Origin of the sequence: Paenibacillus praedii (genome assembly GCF_049725345.1) — a bacterium.
Taxonomy (GTDB): Bacteria; Bacillota; Bacilli; order Paenibacillales; family Paenibacillaceae; genus Pristimantibacillus.
Genome location: NZ_JBMWAM010000011.1, coordinates 132,167 through 150,133, shown reverse-complemented (window position 1 = coordinate 150,133; position 17,967 = coordinate 132,167). Strand labels below are relative to the sequence as shown.

At 45.7% G+C, this 17,967-nt stretch carries 19 protein-coding genes and 4 pseudogenes; 15 read left to right on the top strand and 8 right to left on the bottom strand.

Translation table 11 applies throughout. From position 1 onward, the window contains the following. The first annotated feature begins 281 nt into the window (after nt 1-281). The 3 genes from ACO9K6_RS12650 to ACO9K6_RS12640 all read left to right on the top strand — a co-directional run bounded on the left by ACO9K6_RS12650 (nt 282) and on the right by ACO9K6_RS12640 (nt 3,793). Nucleotides 282-2,027, top strand: a complete 1,746-nt coding sequence (locus tag ACO9K6_RS12650; RefSeq protein ID WP_424767915.1) for a methyl-accepting chemotaxis protein — start codon at nt 282-284, stop codon at nt 2,025-2,027. A gap of 260 nt (nt 2,028-2,287) precedes the next feature. Then, nucleotides 2,288-2,659 carry a Na-translocating system protein MpsC family protein gene (locus ACO9K6_RS12645; protein WP_424767914.1) on the top strand — a complete coding sequence of 124 codons (372 nt, stop codon included), beginning with the start codon at nt 2,288-2,290 and terminating at the stop codon, nt 2,657-2,659. Nucleotides 2,660-2,770: 111 nt separating this feature from the next. Further along, nucleotides 2,771-3,793, top strand: coding sequence for a sodium-dependent bicarbonate transport family permease (locus tag ACO9K6_RS12640; protein ID WP_424767913.1), 1,023 nt, complete (start codon nt 2,771-2,773; stop codon nt 3,791-3,793). Between the two features lie 144 nt (nt 3,794-3,937). Here the strand turns inward: ACO9K6_RS12640 and ACO9K6_RS12635 are convergent, their stop codons facing one another. Further along, nucleotides 3,938-4,480, bottom strand: coding sequence for an EamA family transporter (locus ACO9K6_RS12635; RefSeq protein ID WP_424767912.1), 543 nt, complete (start codon nt 4,478-4,480; stop codon nt 3,938-3,940). Between ACO9K6_RS12635 and ACO9K6_RS12630 the strand changes: the two genes are divergently transcribed. The 3 genes and pseudogenes from ACO9K6_RS12630 (at nt 4,473) to ACO9K6_RS12620 (ending at nt 7,221) form a co-directional block, all read left to right on the top strand. Then, entirely contained in the window at nt 4,473-4,757 is a 285-nt protein-coding gene (locus ACO9K6_RS12630) for a copper amine oxidase N-terminal domain-containing protein (RefSeq protein WP_424767911.1), read from the top strand. The genes ACO9K6_RS12635 and ACO9K6_RS12630 overlap by 8 nt on opposite strands. 495 nt (nt 4,758-5,252) lie before the next feature. Continuing rightward, nucleotides 5,253-5,585, top strand: a pseudogene (locus tag ACO9K6_RS12625) (transposase); the annotation flags it as partial. A 655-nt stretch (nt 5,586-6,240) separates the two neighbouring features. Next, entirely contained in the window at nt 6,241-7,221 is a 981-nt protein-coding gene (locus ACO9K6_RS12620) for an SDR family oxidoreductase (RefSeq protein ID WP_424767925.1), read from the top strand. Between the two features lie 75 nt (nt 7,222-7,296). On the opposite strand, the pseudogene ACO9K6_RS12615 reads toward ACO9K6_RS12620, so the two are convergent. From ACO9K6_RS12615 to ACO9K6_RS12590, 6 genes and pseudogenes are all read right to left on the bottom strand, one after another. Continuing rightward, a pseudogene (locus tag ACO9K6_RS12615) lies at nt 7,297-7,687 on the bottom strand (transposase); the annotation flags it as partial. Between the two features lie 364 nt (nt 7,688-8,051). After that, a pseudogene (locus ACO9K6_RS12610) lies at nt 8,052-8,303 on the bottom strand (aldo/keto reductase); the annotation flags it as partial. Further along, nucleotides 8,198-8,521, bottom strand: coding sequence for a PhoU domain-containing protein (locus ACO9K6_RS12605; RefSeq protein ID WP_424767910.1), 324 nt, complete (start codon nt 8,519-8,521; stop codon nt 8,198-8,200). The pseudogene ACO9K6_RS12610 and the gene ACO9K6_RS12605, both read right to left, overlap by 106 nt. Continuing rightward, nucleotides 8,478-8,633, bottom strand: a complete 156-nt coding sequence (locus ACO9K6_RS12600) for a hypothetical protein (RefSeq protein ID WP_424767927.1) — start codon at nt 8,631-8,633, stop codon at nt 8,478-8,480. The genes ACO9K6_RS12605 and ACO9K6_RS12600 overlap by 44 nt, the downstream gene beginning before the upstream one ends. A gap of 205 nt (nt 8,634-8,838) precedes the next feature. Then, nucleotides 8,839-9,084, bottom strand: a complete 246-nt coding sequence (locus ACO9K6_RS12595) for a hypothetical protein (protein WP_424767909.1) — start codon at nt 9,082-9,084, stop codon at nt 8,839-8,841. A 105-nt stretch (nt 9,085-9,189) separates the two neighbouring features. Next, a pseudogene (locus ACO9K6_RS12590) lies at nt 9,190-9,705 on the bottom strand (DJ-1/PfpI family protein). A 155-nt stretch (nt 9,706-9,860) separates the two neighbouring features. On the opposite strand from ACO9K6_RS12590, the gene ACO9K6_RS12585 reads away from it, so the two are divergent. After that, nucleotides 9,861-10,481 (top strand): nitroreductase family protein, encoded by a 621-nt coding sequence (locus ACO9K6_RS12585; RefSeq protein ID WP_424767908.1) that lies wholly within the window; start codon nt 9,861-9,863, stop codon nt 10,479-10,481. A 74-nt stretch (nt 10,482-10,555) separates the two neighbouring features. Here the strand turns inward: ACO9K6_RS12585 and ACO9K6_RS12580 are convergent, their stop codons facing one another. Further along, the gene (locus tag ACO9K6_RS12580) at nt 10,556-10,834 is read right to left on the bottom strand and encodes a phospholipase D-like domain-containing protein (RefSeq protein ID WP_424767924.1); all 279 of its coding nucleotides are present in this window, start codon (nt 10,832-10,834) and stop codon (nt 10,556-10,558) included. A 181-nt stretch (nt 10,835-11,015) separates the two neighbouring features. Between ACO9K6_RS12580 and ACO9K6_RS12575 the strand changes: the two genes are divergently transcribed. The 8 genes from ACO9K6_RS12575 (at nt 11,016) to ACO9K6_RS12540 (ending at nt 17,904) form a co-directional block, all read left to right on the top strand. Continuing rightward, nucleotides 11,016-11,261, top strand: coding sequence for a chromate transporter (locus ACO9K6_RS12575; protein WP_424767907.1), 246 nt, complete (start codon nt 11,016-11,018; stop codon nt 11,259-11,261). Nucleotides 11,262-11,752: 491 nt separating this feature from the next. Continuing rightward, nucleotides 11,753-13,087 carry an LLM class flavin-dependent oxidoreductase gene (locus ACO9K6_RS12570; RefSeq protein WP_424767906.1) on the top strand — a complete coding sequence of 445 codons (1,335 nt, stop codon included), beginning with the start codon at nt 11,753-11,755 and terminating at the stop codon, nt 13,085-13,087. A 63-nt stretch (nt 13,088-13,150) separates the two neighbouring features. Then, nucleotides 13,151-13,927: an ABC transporter ATP-binding protein gene (locus ACO9K6_RS12565; RefSeq protein ID WP_424767905.1), complete on the top strand. Its 777-nt coding sequence runs from the start codon at nt 13,151-13,153 to the stop codon at nt 13,925-13,927. Nucleotides 13,928-13,948: 21 nt separating this feature from the next. Then, nucleotides 13,949-14,941 carry an aliphatic sulfonate ABC transporter substrate-binding protein gene (locus tag ACO9K6_RS12560; RefSeq protein ID WP_424767904.1) on the top strand — a complete coding sequence of 331 codons (993 nt, stop codon included), beginning with the start codon at nt 13,949-13,951 and terminating at the stop codon, nt 14,939-14,941. A gap of 15 nt (nt 14,942-14,956) precedes the next feature. After that, nucleotides 14,957-15,814 (top strand): ABC transporter permease, encoded by an 858-nt coding sequence (locus tag ACO9K6_RS12555; protein ID WP_424767903.1) that lies wholly within the window; start codon nt 14,957-14,959, stop codon nt 15,812-15,814. A gap of 245 nt (nt 15,815-16,059) precedes the next feature. Next, on the top strand, nt 16,060-16,326 hold the full coding sequence (locus ACO9K6_RS12550; RefSeq protein ID WP_424767902.1) for a hypothetical protein: 267 nt from the start codon (nt 16,060-16,062) through the stop codon (nt 16,324-16,326). Nucleotides 16,327-16,768: 442 nt separating this feature from the next. Then, a complete protein-coding gene (locus tag ACO9K6_RS12545) occupies nt 16,769-17,362 on the top strand; it encodes a hypothetical protein (protein WP_424767901.1) in 594 nt (197 codons plus the stop codon). Between the two features lie 26 nt (nt 17,363-17,388). Beyond that, nucleotides 17,389-17,904: a DUF6886 family protein gene (locus ACO9K6_RS12540; RefSeq protein ID WP_424767900.1), complete on the top strand. Its 516-nt coding sequence runs from the start codon at nt 17,389-17,391 to the stop codon at nt 17,902-17,904. The last annotated feature ends 63 nt before the right edge of the window (nt 17,905-17,967 follow it).

Genomic DNA, 17,967 nt, shown 5'->3' with positions numbered 1-17,967 from the left:
GAGATCCGCTCCTTAGCATGATAGGTTTATTCTACAAGCCCTTATTTTTTCTGTCCAACTTAGTGTAGCCGATCCAATTGGGCTTACGGGAGACAAAAGTTAAAGGGGCAGTAGGCTTAAAGAGTACACATTAATTTTTGGTATCATAAAAATCACATTTACACCGATATACTCTCTAACTACATCATGGGGGGCAGAAGTGAATGTTAGAAACTAAGCTTAAGTTTGACACATCTCTAGAAAGTGCAAGGTTAGAGCGAGAGTTCGGGGAGGCAAAGTCAGTGAAAAGAGGTATCGGAATAAAGCTTCAACTCATGGCTGTCAATTTTGTCATTTTAGCTACGGTTTTGCTTGTTATGTTCTTCATTTCTTATCAAAGTGCAAAAAATGAAGTTTTGGATGTCGCGGAAGAAATGTTTGAGAATGTCCTAAAGGATACTATCGGACTTATGGACTCGTACAACGAGCAGGTCAAAGCGGGCAATATGTCGCTGCAAGAGGCACAGGAAATGTACCGCACCCATGCGGTCGGACCAAAAACCGCAGACGGGTCGCGGGACATCTCGCAAACGAAAATGTCACAAAACGATTATATGTTTTTCTGGGCTTTCCAGTTGGACGGCGTGATGACTATGCACGCTGATGCTGCCGAAGGTCAGAACCTTTGGGATTATCAGGTCGGTGACAAATACACGGTAAGAGATACATGGGCCAACCCTAATCTGACAGGTCAGATCGTGAGAGAAATTTGGCAGAATCCGAACGAACCGGTTTATACCTACATCGCCTATCAGGATTATTATGAACCGTGGGGCTGGATTGTGGGTGCCGGCGGCAGGGAGGAAATCATCTACTCCACAAGGCTGGACGCACTTCAACAGAAGTTCTTGATTGCCACAATCATAGCCTTGCTTGCTTCGCTTGTCGTTTCATATTTGTTCGCTCACGTCATCTCGAGCAAAATCAACAAGCTGCGGGTGGCGATCGGTAAGGCGGGCGAAGGCGATTTCCGTGAGCATGTGGATATCAAATTCAAAGACGAATTCGGGCTGCTTGCGAATGACTTTAACCGGATGTCCGAAAGTCTGCGGACAATGCTTAAAGAGGTGGCGCATACTTCCGAGCGATTGTCCGCGTCGTCGACCGATTTAAGCAATGGAGCGGAGCAAACGAGCCGCGCAACCGAGCACATTGCATCCACGGTTGAACAGGTCGCTGCAGGCACCGAAGAGCAGGTTCGGGGCGTACAGGAAACTTCAAATGTATTGAATAATATTTCTCAAAGCTTAACGACTGTTTCGGATAATATACAGAAAATCAGCGAGAACTCGCTCGTGAATCTCGAGAGGGCCAATTCCGGTGCGTCATCGATCCAATCCGCCGAGAAGCAGATGGATTCCATCCAAAATATCGTGAATGTACTGTCGGTCGACATCCAGGCGCTCGGTGAGCGTTCCCAGGAAATAGGCAATATCGTTGAAGTGATTACCGGCATCGCTGCGCAAACGAATCTGCTCGCATTAAATGCAGCTATTGAAGCGGCACGGGCAGGGGAGCATGGCCGCGGTTTTGCGGTTGTCGCCAACGAAGTCCGCAAATTGTCTGAGCAATCGGCGGATTCGGCTCAACAGATCACGGAGCTGATCGTTCAAATCCAGAATCAGACAAACAGTGCGATGACATCCATGAATTCGGTGGCCGACGAAGTAAAGCATGGGCTCGAAGTGGTTCAGTCTTCAGGGCAGTCTTTTTATCATATTCGCGATCAAATCAATAACGCGAGCGCCGAGCTTGAGCATGCTGCATCCCGTATCCAGCAGATGACAACCGACACGGTGAAAGTTGCACAATCGATTAGCGACATCACCCGGGTATTGGAGGAGTCGGCTGCCAGCACACAAAGCATTTCGGCGGCAACGGAAGAGCAGCTTGCGTCGATGGAGGAAATTTCGAGTTCATCGCGGATGCTGGACGGGATGGCCGAACAATTGACACAAGAAGTTAAAAAGTTCAAAATCGAAGCATAGAATTTATGTGCGCACGGCTGTTTATTTACTCGTTGATAACCCGCTAAAATCCACTATAATAAATTAAAATAATAGCGCCGAATGATTCGTAAAAATAATCTTCCGAATGAATCCCGCTTTAGCAATCTGAGCCATGAACGGTTCAGGATGAAAAGGCGTAGCCGTTCAAGATTACGTTTACTGTAAATCGGTATGTTCTTTTTGGTTAGACTGCCATAAGGAATATGCCGATTTTTTGCGTGTTGGAGGTCGAGGAAGCGATGGAACGGAGCATGTCCAAGGGCGAATTGGAAGCGCAATTGAGCTGGGCTCTTACCCAATGGGAGAAGGAGTGTTTGGGAAGGGGATCCGTGCTGGTAAAATCCGATATTCTGCGTAATATGATTATTGTTCAGCTGAAAGGGATTTTGACACCGGCCGAACAAGCGCTGGCTAAGACGCGGGAAAGGCAGTTGTCCGTTAAAAAGATTCGCGCCGATCTTGTCGAGTCGGGGCGGGAACAGCTGGGCGACATGATTCAGCAGATAACCAGGGAATCCGTTGCCAGTTTCCATACGGATATCAGTACCGTAACCGGAGAGCGGGTCATGGTCTTTATTTTGTCCGATTCACTTGAGAAAAGATGGTTATAACTTACTGGTAGATTTTCAAAAACGCCACCGTTAGTTGAAAATAATCCGGAAATCATCAGGCCCGCTGCCTGAGATTTCCGGTTTTTCTTATTTGGAAAGGGGTTTTCATTCATGTTTGATAGCGTAATCCAAAATTTGATGAGTCCGGTAGTCATGTTTTTTGTTTTAGGGCTGATCGCATCGTTAGTGAAATCCGATTTAAAGTTTCCTGGAGGATTAAGTGAATTTTTAAGTATTTACTTATTAATTGCCATCGGTTTGAAGGGGGGAATCGAGCTGTCCGAATATCCCCTTTCCGATTTGGCGAGGCCAATATCAGGGGCGATTCTGCTTGGCGCCGTCATTCCCGTGATCATGCTGATAATAAGCCGGTGGATCGGATTGGACCTGAAAAATGCGATCGGACTGGCCGCTAGCTACGGTTCCGTCAGCATCGTGACATACGGGGCGGCGGTTGAGTTTTTGGGCCATGTTCAAACGGGCTATGAAAGCTACATGAGTGCAATGGTGGCCATTATGGAAAGTCCGGCGATTCTGGTATCCCTTTTACTCCTTAAGACAATTGAACAGCGAAAGGCATCTGCGGCATCTGCGCCTCTGCACTCCTATAGTTCCGGAATCATTGCAAGGGGTTCATTCATAGACGGCATAAACCCGGCCGTATTACGAGAAAGCTTGTTTGGCAAAAGCGTGTTTCTTTTACTCGGCAGTCTCCTCGTCGGATGGTCGGTCGGACATGACGCCATGGCGACCATAAAGCCGCTGTTTATCGATATGTACAGCAGCATATTGATGTTGTTCCTTCTGAATATGGGGTTGATCGCCGGTCAGCGCCTTAGGGATGTCCGCAGACACGGCTTGAAATTGATTCTTTTAGGCGTCTTTGCGCCCGTCGTATTAGGGGTGATGGGCATTTGGGTAGGATACGTCTCCGGTTTGTCGCTTGGAGGGATGACCCTGATGGGAGTTCTGGCCGGAAGTGCTTCCTATATTGCCGCCCCGGCCGCACTTCGCTCTTCCGTCCCGGAGGCAAATCCGTCCATCTACCTGGGGCTTTCATTAGGGATTACATTCCCGTTCAATCTGGCTTTGGGAATGCCGATCTACTATCAAATGGCTCAGCTTTTTTCATAATCGGAGTTCGCGTACCTGCACAATGCGCCTGTTATTCAAAATAGTGGGCACATTGCTTCGGGCCTCGCGCGCGATGGAATTTAAGGCAATACTCCAAGGTCATTTTTTAACCGACACGGGGAACACCATTCTCGGCACATATGGTCATACAGCGGCTTCCGGCGATCCGGATTTGGATGACGCATTCCGGGCTGTCTGGCGCATAAGAGCGGTGGCGCCGAAAATAATGAAAACGCTCAATACCGTCAGCGGAGCCGGTGCGGCTCCGATCCAAAACCATTGCAGAACGGCGGCGAATATAGGCTGGGGGTACAATGTAACTGACGCGGCGATTCCCGAAGGAAGCTGTCTTAAACCGAAGCCGTTCATCGCATAGCCGATGACACTGACAAACACGACGATGTAGGCCAGCTCCAGCCACTGGGCGGTCTGTAGCCGGGCCAGTGCCCCATAAGCGCCGATTAAGCCGCCGGTGCACAGGGCCAAAAGCCATAAGCTGACGGCACCCGCTGCAGTTGTGAGCATAAGCACATCCCGATAAGGAAGTGCTTGATACAGTCCCCGGGCCAGAACCGTATAGAGGGCAAACGCAACAGCGCTTATGAATCCGCAGACAAAGCCGTAAATTGAGTTTACGTTCCATTCATTCCAGATGAGTACAGCGGTGCCGGAAAAGGCGATGGCCATGAAGAGCCAGGCTTCCGAGAAACTTCGGGCAAATGTAAGCTGGAACCAAAGCACAAAAGAGGTAACGATCGAGAAAGACGGAAAAACGATTCGTTGGAACGTGGGAAACAGTCAGGTACGGGTAAACCAGCAAACCGTGATGTTTGACGCTCCCTTACTTCAAATAAATAATAGTACTTTTGTTCCAGTACGCTTTGTGTCGGAACAGCTTAATACTTCTGTTGAATATTTAGGCAGCAAAAAAATGGTCATAATTTTCGAAAATAAAGCAGCATAATAGAATTACAGAATAATATTTGGTGATAGGCAACAAGAGTAAATATGTAGACCGTCATTCAACTATCGGAGAACGTTAGTTGAACGGATAGCTCGACAAAACAGCGGCAGCCTAGGACTTTATTTTCTCGTCCACGGCTACCGCAGTTTTTATAGTTGGGGCAAGTTTAATACTTATTTTACGTTATCTGACGGTTTTATTATTCGAAAAGCCGCGTGGGAGTAACATACCCAGTCTAATACTTTATTTTCTTCGAACAGCATTTGTCCCGATGTAAAAAAGTTGGAAAGAAGTAAATAAAGTTTGAAAGTAGTAAAGAAAGTCGTAAAGAAACTCGGCAAGTGTACTCTGATTGTATCAACAGCTGAGAGGGGAGCCTAATTGAACATTAATTAGGCTCCCCTATTTATTTCTTATATAATTCAATAAGAAAACTGGTGAGATAAATGGGCCAAATTAAGTAAAGAGATTTCTCAAGGTAACCTAAGTGAAATTCACAGTAGCTATGTATGGCGTAGATTCTTGTCCTTACTCAGTTCCTCTACGATCGACAAGGTCCAGCCGCTCTCCGGAGAGGATCACGTATCCGTATTTGTAGTCGACGATTCCATGTTTGAGCGGAATCGCAGTAAGGCGGTTAAGTTGCTCTCTAGGTTTAAGGATCATGCAACCGGTTGCTACTACAAAGGGTTTCGAATGCTCACACTCGGCTGGTCGGCTGGTCATACGTTTATTCCGGTCGACTTTTCTTTGCTCGCTTCTCTCAAGTCGCAAGTGAACGGCATCATGGAAGGAATCGATAAACGAACATCCGGCTACAAGCGGCGGATTCTAATCCATATGCCAAGGGTTTAATACAGTATGACAGCAAAAAAATATCAGCTTACAATTTTAACAGGGTGGGGGTCAGTGGTTCGAGCCCACTACAGGTCATACAGAAAAACCCATGAGAAATCAAGTTTTTTCTCATTTAGCCTTGTTTATGTTTGCGAGAAATAACTATATAAGGACGATTACTGCTTAAAGCACTGTAATAAGAAAAACTGAATCATGTCAAACGTGCACAAAACCTAAAGGACCGCCAGAGAGATGAACTGCACCCCAATCGTTAGATGATGTCTAACAATTGGGGTGCAGTTCAATTTTTCCTGACAGTTTTTTCAAAATCATATGAGCGGGTAATTCAACACATACCGGGGGTTGGTGTAATACGGCGGGCGGGGTCCAATCAAGGGCATTGGCCACGTATACGGGTTCGAATTGTAAAGCATCTGTACCTTTTCATCCGATTGATTCACAAGCAAAAGCCTGATCTCCGCACTTATGTCATATCTCAACTTGGGATCCTCCTTATATCGTGATTACGCTACACCATATTCGCCCATATGGAATAAGGTGTATAAATCAACCGCTTAGGGGGGGAATTCCTGTGAAACAAAATACCGATAACGCACATTATCAACAAGCTCAACTGGTGCAAACCATGCCATCTACGCATCCTGACAGCCAATTGCAGCAAGTCCGGCAGCTGCAGCAGCTTTTTGATGCCAATCTGGTGACGAAGCCTTATCCGATGTACCCGAATTACGGGAGAATTACACGGTACGAAGATATTCCTGTCAACCTGCCGGAGCAGCGGCAGCTTAGGCATCCCGGCGTGGAAGGGCTAATGGTTCCAAGACCGATTATTGAAAATCCTAATTACCAAGGCAGCGGTAAATTGGCGGGGAAGGTCGCGTTAATTACAGGCGGAGACAGCGGTATCGGGGCTGCCGTCGCCATCGCTTTTGCAAAGGAGGGTGCCGACGTTGCCATCGCCTATCTTGATGAGCATGACGACGCCAACCGAACGAAGCTGCGGATCGAGCAGCTTGGCCGGTGCTGTCTTCTGATGCCTGGCGATCTGCGGGACAAGAGACAATGCGCTGCCATCGTCGATCAAACGGTGCGCATGTTCGGGCGGCTCGATGTGCTGTGCAATCATGTAGGCATCCAATTTCAACAGCCGAGCTTGCTTGATGTTACCGACGAACAGTTCGACGATACTTTCAAAGTGAACATTTACTCTCATTTCTATACGACCAGAGCGGCGCTGCCGTATATGAAGCCGGGAAGCTCGATTATCAACACGTCCTCTGTCGTAACGTACGTTGGGGAGAGACAGATGATTGACTATACCGCGACTAAGGGGGCGAATGTCGGCTTTACCCGGGCGCTGGCGAAAAATGTAGTGAAGCAGGGGATCCGGGTAAACGCGGTAGCCCCGGGCCGAATATGGACCCCGCTTATCGCGGCGAGCTTCTCATCGGATCAAATTGCGGTATACGGCGCTTTCAATCCGATGGAGCGGGTGGCCCATCCTTTCGAGCTTGCTCCGACCTACGTCTATCTGGCATCCGACGATTCCCGTTTCGTAACGGGGCAAGTGCTGCATGTGGATGGCGGGGAATCGACTCATTCCTAATTGATAACACGCAAAAAGGTCCAACCGATGCCAAGTTTGACCCATTTTTATCAGATTGCAGGCGGTGGGCGGCTGTTATACTGAGGAAGAGCAAGGCGTTAAAAATAAATTATGGGCAAGCGAAAGCCACCCGACCTCTAAGCTCACTTTGGGTAAGCCGCGAAGCTGGAATCGCCGGAAGCTCCGGCTGCTCTTCATTTGCCCAAACACACGCTCCGGTTCAATCATTCGGTGTACAGAGAGTTTCTAACCTTCCACGCTTTGCAGCAACTCGCGCGCCTGCTGTTTCTGACGCAGGCACTTCAAGCTGATCCGGATTTCATAGCCGTTGTTCCTCCAGATAGGCGTAGTTTTCTTCTCCGCCATATCCAGCATCGGCAATGTCCGTGTCCGGCAGTTTGCCAAGCGCAGACTTCACCTTCTCCAAATGGGGCTTTAAACAGCGGGTATCTGTTGGACGTTGATAAGAAAGTGACGCAACCGGAGGAGTCTACTGCAAGTTAGATAGTTTCCAAGATTCATATTATGGTAATTTTCGGTGTTTCCACACTTTCTTTTTTTCATCTTTATCACGTGCCGCGGCAAACCCAATAAAATCAACAAAATTAGTTCCAGAGATTTTTATCACGTGACAAAATTTGTCAGCTGATAAAAAGTCGTGAACCAGTAAAAGATGTTGTGAACCAAAAAAAGATGTCGTGAACCGATATGCAAGATGATTGATCATCTAGAAGGGAGCCCGGGGGAATGATTTGGGCTCCCTTTTAATCTGTGTAGAAATAAATGTACATGGGATTTTACGATCGGTGGTGAAATTGTTGAGTGACATGTCCCGCGTTGTGCGGGTACACTTTGGATACCAGAAACACTTGATCTCGTATCCCTTCGATTGCTTCTCCAACCAAGGACTCGGATCTGCCGTCGCCATACATTTCAGCCGAATCGATCAGGTTCAATCCAAGCTCCACACCGCGTCTTAACGTGCGAAGCTCTTCATTTTTCTTGGACGGCTCATCCCCCATATACCACGTACCTTTACCGATCCTGGGCAGAGAGAGTAGGGCGGGGCGATGTTTTTGCAGTGATCGCCCACACGTTCTAAGTTGCTAAGTATATCCAAGAAATGGCGCCCAAAGTTTCCATTCGATCCATTACAAATTCGGAACTTAGAACTTCCTCGGCGGTCTTCAAGTCGTAATGTTCGAACGCATATAATGCTTTTTCGACCGTCTTGTCCGCCAGCATCAACATGTCTACTAAATCTTTCCCGGCATCGTTCGAAAACTCGATTTATTCGCAATGGCGACCTCGGCCAATTCAATAATATTTTCCGCGTGGTCTCCGTTTCTTTCAATATCATTGATCATCTGCAAAATGCCTTCTTCGACGATTAAAATAATACTACCCGTCAAGCGCCTCCAAACATCAAGGGCTTGGCGTTATTCTATACTTGATCATAATGGCGACTGCCGCACTCAGTACGTGGGGTAACAGCAGCGCTATCCGTATTCCGAATCAATTCTTTAAGCGCCTAACCTGGAAGAAGGCGCGGAGATGCATCGTGCTTTTAGAAAGCATTCATTCTTTTAGGATGGGAAACGTGAATCGCCAGTTCCTTTAAAAAAGCTTCACACGCTGCAGATTGCTTTCTTTTCGATTGCAGCGAGTAAGATGAACCTCTACTTCTTCCTTAATGGGGATAGACACAATTTGTCCGGTGGAAACATAAGGATCAAATTTTAATGAAATGTTCAAATAAAAACTGGTAGCCATGCCTACGGCAATCACGTGCTTGGCTGCTTCTGTCCCTTTGGAAAGAAACAATTCATGCGGGCTTCCGTATTTGTTCAACACCTTTTTCATTCAGTGTCCCACTGAATATCCCTGCTTCTTCCATTCACGAACTTCTTGACGTTACCCGGAATTCTTCTTACGTATTCCATTCTATGGAGCGCTTCTTTTCCACCACTATTTGAGCAGCTTAAGAAATTCTCGCATGAACCCCGGCAAATCAGGCCAAGCTTGACCCGAAACTAGATTGCGATGCGTATGCAGCGCTTGATCGATATAGGTGGCTCCGCATGCCGTCACATCCGGCTGGCAATTCGGATAAGCCGTATATTCCCGCCCATGCATCAATTCCGGAAGAACGGCCAGTACTTGCGCAGCATGGCAAATAGCGCCGACTGGCTTGCCGGCTTCAAAAAAATGCCGGATAATATCCGGCAGCGCTTTATTCATCCTATTATATTCGGGGGCGCGTCCTCCGGGAATGACCAGCCCATCGTACTGCGAGGCATTCACAGCGGCAAATGCCGCATGCGATTGAAAACGGTAGGCCGGCTTCTCCTCGATCGTCTCCATTCATTCGATAAAGTCATGGCTTACGGTGAGCAGCTTCTTGACCGAAGGCGAAGCGATCGTCACTTCCAAGCCTTCTTCCAAGCACAGGTAATACGGGTAATAAATTTCGAGAGCTTCCACCGCATCTCCCTATACGATCAACACTTTTTTGCTCATGCAAATCCCTCCATTATTGGGTTCATTTTAAGATGCGTTCAACTGTTGAAACCTATTCACGGAGGGGAACATAATAGCGGGACGAGCCGCCCAATCCAATCGAAAAGAGGGGAACCTGCATGCCACAAGTTACAGCTCAGCCGTTGACCGTCAAGGAAGCGATCGAATCCCGCCACAGCATACGTAAATTCGATCAGGAAGCGATCCCGAAACAAGATTTGCTGGAAATGATAAGATTGGCCGGGTTGGCGCCGAGCGCATGGAACCTTCAGCCTTGGCGGTTTCACATCGCCGTGGATCCCGCGATGAAGGAGAAGCTGCAAGAAGCCGCATACGGCCAGCAGCAAGTTACTTCCGCCCAGGCGGTCGTCATGGTCGCCAGCGATATGGAGGATGTGCTGAAAAAGCTTGCGGATACCGTACATCCAGGACTGTCTGCGGAGAGAAAAGAAGAGGAAACGGCCAATTTGTCCGCTTACTTCGGGTCGATGAGTGTAGAAGAAAGAGGGCAATGGGGACTCGGGCAAACTTATATCGCGCTCGGATTTCTACTGCTTGCAGCTGAGGGGATGGGATATGCCACTGTCCCGATGCTTGGGTTCGACCCGAATAAAGTCAGGGAAATCTTGAATCTTCCTGAACACGTCAAGTTCGCAGCCATGGTGCCGATCGGGCGCAAAGCCGCCGAAGGATACGCCACCCATCGCCATCCTGTCGACCGAATCGCCATTTTCCATTAATCAGGATTCGAAAAAGCAAGCGCTCGGCAACAGACGCCCCTCAGGCGTCTGCTTATTTTTTTAAATGCCGTTCATCACAATAATGGAGCAAGCAAGCGGGCTCCTTGATCGACGATTCGCTGCGAAACGGAGCGCTTTTGCAGGTCCTCCATATGCAGCGGTATGGAATCGGAGAGGTCATTCCGGAATTGTTCCGCGAGCTCCTGAGCCAAATCTTTACTGTATATGACTTCGTAAACCTCATATTGCGTACGGAAACTTCTCATATCGTAGTTTGCAGAGCCAATGTCGAAAATTTCCCCGTCGACAATAATCAACTTCGCGTGCAGCATACCTTTATTATATAAATAGATCTGGACACTGGCTTATTCTGTCAGGTGCTAGTGACCTCAGACAATAACGGACGTCAATTGCTGCGTAAAGCCGGCTTAAATCTGGCTGAAAGTATGTCGGGAATACGCAAAGGACAGATCATTCTCTCAAAACGAGGAGACTCTACGTTTTTTTTCATTAGCCACATTTTTACCTTGTTATTTGTTTACCATTATCCCTGCACCTTTCTTTAAGAAGTATGGAAGACTACCTGGAATTAAAGCCCTTGTTAATGGTGTAACGGCGGCTGCGACAGGAGCCATTAGTGGAGCTGTTATTGTGTTGGGGCAAAAGTCTATTATTGATATTCCTACGGCTTTATTTGCCCTTATTACGTTAGGATTACTATGGAAAAGTAAAAAAGTTTCAGAACCCATTATTATCCTTGTAGCGGCTATGGTTGGGTAATTGTCTATCCTATGGTGTATTAAAAAAGGCGGTGAATTGGTGCAGAATTGGTTGCAATTATTATATAAACTCACACGTGAATTGTACGAATAAATTCATCATCATTTGTGTCACCGTAAATCCTAGTTCTAAAAAATCGATTGACACCTATATAGTCAAATGCTAATATAATTTTAAATCATATTAAGTTAATCGGAATAGTTAGTTATGTGGCCTTTGTTCTCAGGCACCGTAATCCTTCAGAAGCCAAAGGAAACAGATGAATGTAAGAAATCCAAGCAAGGTCTACCGGACCACCGGAGACTTCCTTTAATGCCTACGCTCTTAGCGTGGACAATTTTGGGGAGTCTCTTTTTTATTCAAAGAATGAGTCGACCGGACAGCCGGAGACCCATACGTGTGTTTATACGTTGGACTTCCAGCTGTCTTTTTTTGCATATAATTCAGAGTTTTTTTATTAACATACTTGGTAAAAGAAAGAGGAGAGGTCTATGAGTACAAAAGAAAGACAGATGAATTTAGGCGCATTCTTATACTTTGTCGGTCATCATGTCGCAGCCTGGAGACATCCGGAGGCTAAATCCGCTAAAATTCTGGACTTGAACTTTTATAAAGAACTGGCCCAAATTGCGGAACAAGGAAAGTTCGATATGATTTTCCTCGCCGATAACGTTGTATTGCCCCACAGTACCGCTGTCTCTTACACGGCGTCAGTGAAGCCGGAACCGATTACTTTATTGTCTGCTCTCTCGGCCGTTACAAAACATATCGGATTGGCAGCGACCGTGACAACAACTTATACAGAACCTTTTCATATAGCAAGGATGTTTGCGTCATTGGATCATCTGAGCGGCGGCCGGGCGGCTTGGAATGTGGTTACATCTGCTTACTCCACTGAGGCTTCTAATTTCAGCAAGGAAAAGCACCCGGTTCACAGTTTGCGGTACGAGAGAGCCCGCGAATATATCGATGTCGTGACCAGATTGTGGGATAGCTGGGAGGACGAGGCGCTGATAATTGATAAAGAGTCTGGCGTTTTTGCCGATGTCGACAAAATTCATACAATCGATTATAAGGGTGAAAACTTTTCAGTCCGCGGTCCGCTAAATGTGTCCCGTACTCCGCAAGGCAGGCCTATTATTATTCAAGCAGGCTCTTCGGGACCGGGAAAAGACCTTGCCGCCCAAACGGCAGAGGTCATTTTCACCGCCCAGCAAACGATTGAAGATGCCCAAGCTTTTTATTCCAGTGTGAAGGGGCAATTATCTCAGTACGGAAGATCTGAAAGCGATGTAAAAATCATGCCGGGCATTATGCCGATTATCGGTGCAACTCTTAAAGAGGCCAGAGAGAAGGAGGCTTTTCTGCAGGACCTTATTCATCCAATGGCGGGAGTGGGTCTGCTGTCTGATCTGATGGATCACGATTTATCGGTGTATCCGCTCGACGGACCGCTGCCTGATTTTCCCGAAACAAACGGTGGTAAGAGCAGATCTGATCTTTTGATTAATCTTGCCAGGAAGGAAAACTTGACGATTAGGGAACTGAGCCTTCGTATTGCGGGAGCACGCGGACATCGGACGGTTGTCGGCACGCCGGATATGATAGCGGACCAACTGGAAGAGTGGTTTACGAACGGAGCTGCCGACGGCTTCAATATTATGCCCTCCTATTTACCGGGAGGTTTGGAGGAGTTTGTGAATACGGTCATTCCTGTGCTTCAGCAAAGAGGGTTATTCCGCAGGGAATATTCAGGAAACATGTTAAGAGATCATCTGGGTCTGGCCAGACCGCAAAATAAATTCAGCGGAGTTACAGTTAGATAATTTATCGTACGGCACAGCTGAGCCAGGAAACTTGGCACCTTTTTAAAGAAAGGAATGTTTGCTTTGTCAGAAAAAGCGATCCGAATTGAAAACGTGGGGAAAACCTTTAAAACGGAAAAGGGTTCATTAAACGTATTGAACAATATAAACCTACATATAGACCAGGGCCAGTTCATTGCCATTATCGGACCGAGCGGTTGCGGAAAAAGTACATTGCTCAAAATTATAGCCGGTCTGGATAGCGATCATGAGGGCACCGTTTATCTGGGAGATGAGATAGTTACTAGTCCAAGTATGGAGAGAGGCTTCATATTCCAAGAGCATCGGCTTTTTCCATGGTTGACGGTGGAACAAAATATTGCTGCAAATCACTCCATAAAAACACCAGCCGTTCGTAATAAAGTGAATGAACTGCTGGAACTCACTCATCTCAAAGGATTTGAGAAAACTTATCCGAAAGCACTTTCCGGAGGCATGTCCCAGCGTGTTTCCATAGCTCGAGCTCTGCTTCGGGAGCCTGAAGTATTATTGCTGGATGAACCTTTCGGCGCGCTGGACGCTTTTACAAGAACCCATATGCAGGAAGCGATACTCGAAATATGGGAAAACAAAAAGACCTCTATGATTTTAGTAACGCATGATATCGATGAGGCTGTTTTTGTAGCTGATAAAATTGTGATTATGGGAGCTAAACCCGGCGTGATCCGTGAGGTTATTATAAACCATCTGCCTTATCCTCGAAAAAAGACGAGTGTCTCCTTTCAAAGTTTTCGCCTCAAGGTGCTGCAGGAATTTGAAAAATGGGAAGGCATTGCTCTAGTTGAAGGAGCAGGAATTTAATATTATTGGGGGAATAGAAAAATGAAAAAGACCAAATGGAGTATCTTATTGCTATCATGCATTCTCGCAATTACTTTAACCGGATGCGCCAAACAGGCGAGTGAGAGCGCGCAAGATTTAACAGTGAACATAGGTTTTATCAAAACGATGTCACCTGCTTATCTCGCTAAAGAAAAAGGATTTATAGAACAGCAGTTTGCCGCAAAAGGGGCGAAAATTAACTGGGTTGAATTTCAAACTGGGCCCGAAGAATTTGAAGCATTGTCCGCCAATCATATCGATTTTCTCGCTTGCGGAAATACACCGGTTATCGTTGCTCAGTCAGCGGGCATCGACTTCAAAGTGATTTCCATGTACAGTACCGGATTAAAGAATAATGTGTTATTAGTGCCGAAGGACAGCCCGATTAAAACGATTCAAGAATTAAAAGACAAGAAGATAGCTGTTGCTAAAGGCAGTACATCCTATAATCTGATTTATCGTACCCTTGATCAAGCCGGATTGCAGCCGTCCGATGTGAAGTTAATTCATTTGGCCCCTTCCGAAGCCAAGCCGGCATTCGAAAACAACACTGTGGATGTATGGGGGATCTGGGAGCCTTTTATTAGTACAGAGCAAGCCAACGTCGGAGCCAGGATATTAGTGTCGGGCGATGATTTGAAAATGCCGAGTCCGAATTTTAACATCACCAGCACAAAATTTGCGAAAGAGCATCCCGAATTTGTGGAGCTTTATTTAAAAGCATTGGATGAGGCGGTGTCCTGGCAAAGCAACAATGCGAATGAAGCGATCGAGCTCTATTCAAAAGTTCTCAAACTGGAAAAATCCATTGTGGCCAACATAGCAAACAACACCGATTTCCGTAATGACCCTGTATCCGACGAGTACATCAAGGAGCAGCAAAAAACGGCAGACACGCTTCAACTGCTGGGAGGCGTAAAAAATAAACTGGATGCCGCCAAGGTAATTGACAATACGTTCATTAATAACGTAAAAAAGGATACTAAAAACTAACAAGTAGGTGGGAGAATGAAGGCGTATTCGAATACCTTGACGGCAAAAACACCAGCCAAGACAGAAAAGACTAAAAATCCTACGGTTTCCGACCACGCAGGCAAAAAAAAATCATTGGGCTTAAGTATTATCAGAGGAAGTTTGTTACCCGTTATTTTGGTTGTTTTCTGGCAATTAGCGGCTTTCTCCGAAATGGTATCGGGTACGATTTTACCTTCTCCAATTCAGATCACGGCAGCGTTCTGGGAATTGATCGTGTCCGGGGAGTTATTCGGAAATTTGAGCATCAGCTTATACCGCGCCCTGACGGGTTTTCTCTTGGGCGGTTCGCTGGGTTTGCTTTCGGGCATATTGGCCGGATTATTCAGGAAATTTGAAGAAACGGTTGATCCATCTGTACAAATGCTGCGAACGATTCCGCATCTGGCGATAACCCCGCTATTTATTCTTTGGTTTGGAATAGGTGAAGAATCCAAAGTGCTGCTGATTGCGCTTGGCGCCTTTTTTCCTTTATACATCAACACTTTTACCGGAATACGCGGCGTCGATTCCAAGCTGTTTGAAGTCGCCAAGGTACTGGAATTCAGCAAAATAAAACTGGTTTCCAAACTGATTATCCCAGCAGCGCTCCCAAGTATTTTATTGGGGTTGCGGTTGTCAATCGGGGTTTCTTGGCTGGGGCTGGTTGTAGCGGAATTAATGGGGTCGAGTGAAGGGGTAGGCTATATGATTAACGATGCCCGACAATTTTCCCGGACGGACGTCGTTATCGTCGGCATTTTGATTTTTGCCATCGTAGGTAAACTATCCGACTCCTTCGTCCGTTTTTTAGAGAAAAAGATGCTGAAGTGGCGTGATAGTTATTCTGGTTGATTGTCTTTCTTGTCTGCACGATTATCTGCGCGGTCCATTTTGGGATCGGTACTATTTTTAGGCCAAAAGTGGTTCTGGCATACCATTCAGAGATACAACTGCATTAGATGTTAGGAACTACGATGGTTATGAAATAACCATATTTGAAAAACTTAGCTGTACTAAAGGCATCACACGAAGGGAAAACTATCACATTAGGACGAGATATACAAGACGCAAGAATTAACTGAAAGAAGTTTAAATCTGTGAAAATCAAAAAACTATATAAAGAATTACAGAATGTTCCTAGATGTGGTTATAGAAGTGAACAGGGTTGCAATTTTTTTGTCGGAGATATTGACTCTGGAAAAAGTACCTTGCTTGAGATAATTCAAGTTCTCTTAAGTGGAAGATTAATTAATTTATCTTTCGAACGTCAATTGAAAGCTTCCTTTTTTAACTATGCAACTCGTTCCACTTTTAAAGAAGCTATTGCCGATCCCGCTAAACCAATTTTCGAGTCTGCAGGATAAAAAATATAGTTTGACAAGGATTCGTGTAATAACGGTTGCGTACTTGATTCTAACGGGGACTGTAGAACGAATTGAAAAACTGAGTTTTAAAGTGGCAGATGGAATTATATATGAAATATCCTTTATTGGATACAGGAAGAAGTACTATTCAAACGTAGATCCATACCGTATTGAGCTAACTGGTCAGATCTGCAAATAGAGCAGTCTCCAACTTTTTTTTCATGGTAATTTTTAGTGGTTCCAGACTTTTTATTTTTCATGTTTATCACGTGCCGCGGCAAACACAGTAAAATCAACAAAAGTGGTTCCAGAGTTTTTTTACACCTGACAAAATTTGTTCAGTGATAAAAAAGTGTGGAACCAGTAAAGAAAGTCTGGTATCCACATCTAACAAACCTTAATGCCCACCTTATAAACCTTGCAGAAAGCTTATAAAGTACAATTGCAAGCCGAGCTGATTTCAGGCACTCAATCTGATTTCACTCGGCTTTTTCTTTTCTCTCCGATTTCTTTCCCGATTGTTTTCCCCAATCAATATCCCGACTATACCTTGCCAGCTCTGGCTTTATCTCGATTTAAGCCTTCTCCCTGGTCCTTTTCCTTCCTTGCCCTTACCATCCTTTCCCTGTCTCTACTCCAGCTCTTCCGTCAAACTTTTACGGTTCGATTCATGATTTTCACCGATGAATTTGCCGATGATTTCCCCCGATTTTCCGTCAAACATGGCGTGCAGGTATTGCAGGAGCGGGAATTGGGGGAAGGGATGAGATGCCTTGTGTGGAGCGGGATTTGGGGGATTGGAGGGGGAGCAGACTTATTTGCATGGGGACAGAAATGCAGGAGTGGCAAGGGTTTGCAGCGAATTGATAGGGGAGGGTACAGTAATGACATTCCACATCCCAATGCTGATATTACGCAGGCAGACAACCCTGCAAGGCTAAGTGGCAGAAGAGCCGTCAAGTTGTTACGCTCCTTTAAGCCATTCGGGTTCGTGAGTATAACAACGTTAGATAGCGATTGCTTGAAATCAATATAAAACTTTAATCACGAGAGGATATTACGATGAAGCTTTATCATTTTAGTGAAGATCCAAATATTGAAATTTTTAGACCACGAGTGAAACATAACAGACAAGACATGCCACCTGTTGTTTGGGCTATTGACCAGGAACATGAATTTACTTTTTATTTTCCGAGGAACTGTCCAAGGATCGTATTTACACGGACTGAAGAGATAAGTGATGAAGACAATGACAAATTTTTTGGAGTAACGAAATCGAATATTGTGATTACAGTTGAAACTCGTTGGTACAAGACAATATGCAATACAACAACCTACAGATATACATTTCCAGGGAATAGTTTTAGGTTGTTCGATAAGACAGCGGGATACTATATTTCAGAGCAGACTATAAAACCAATGGGTATAACCCACATAAATAATTTACTTGAAAGACTTATAGAATTAGATATAGAGGTTAGATTTACGCCGAACTTGCATCCATTGAGAGAAGCTATTTTAAGATCGTCGATAACAGACTTTGGGATACATAGATTTGAGAATGCAAGGGATATGTAAGTTATTTCAAAGAAAAAGAAACTGCATCTAATACCGTATTCATTCAGCTTGGAGGTAGAGTTA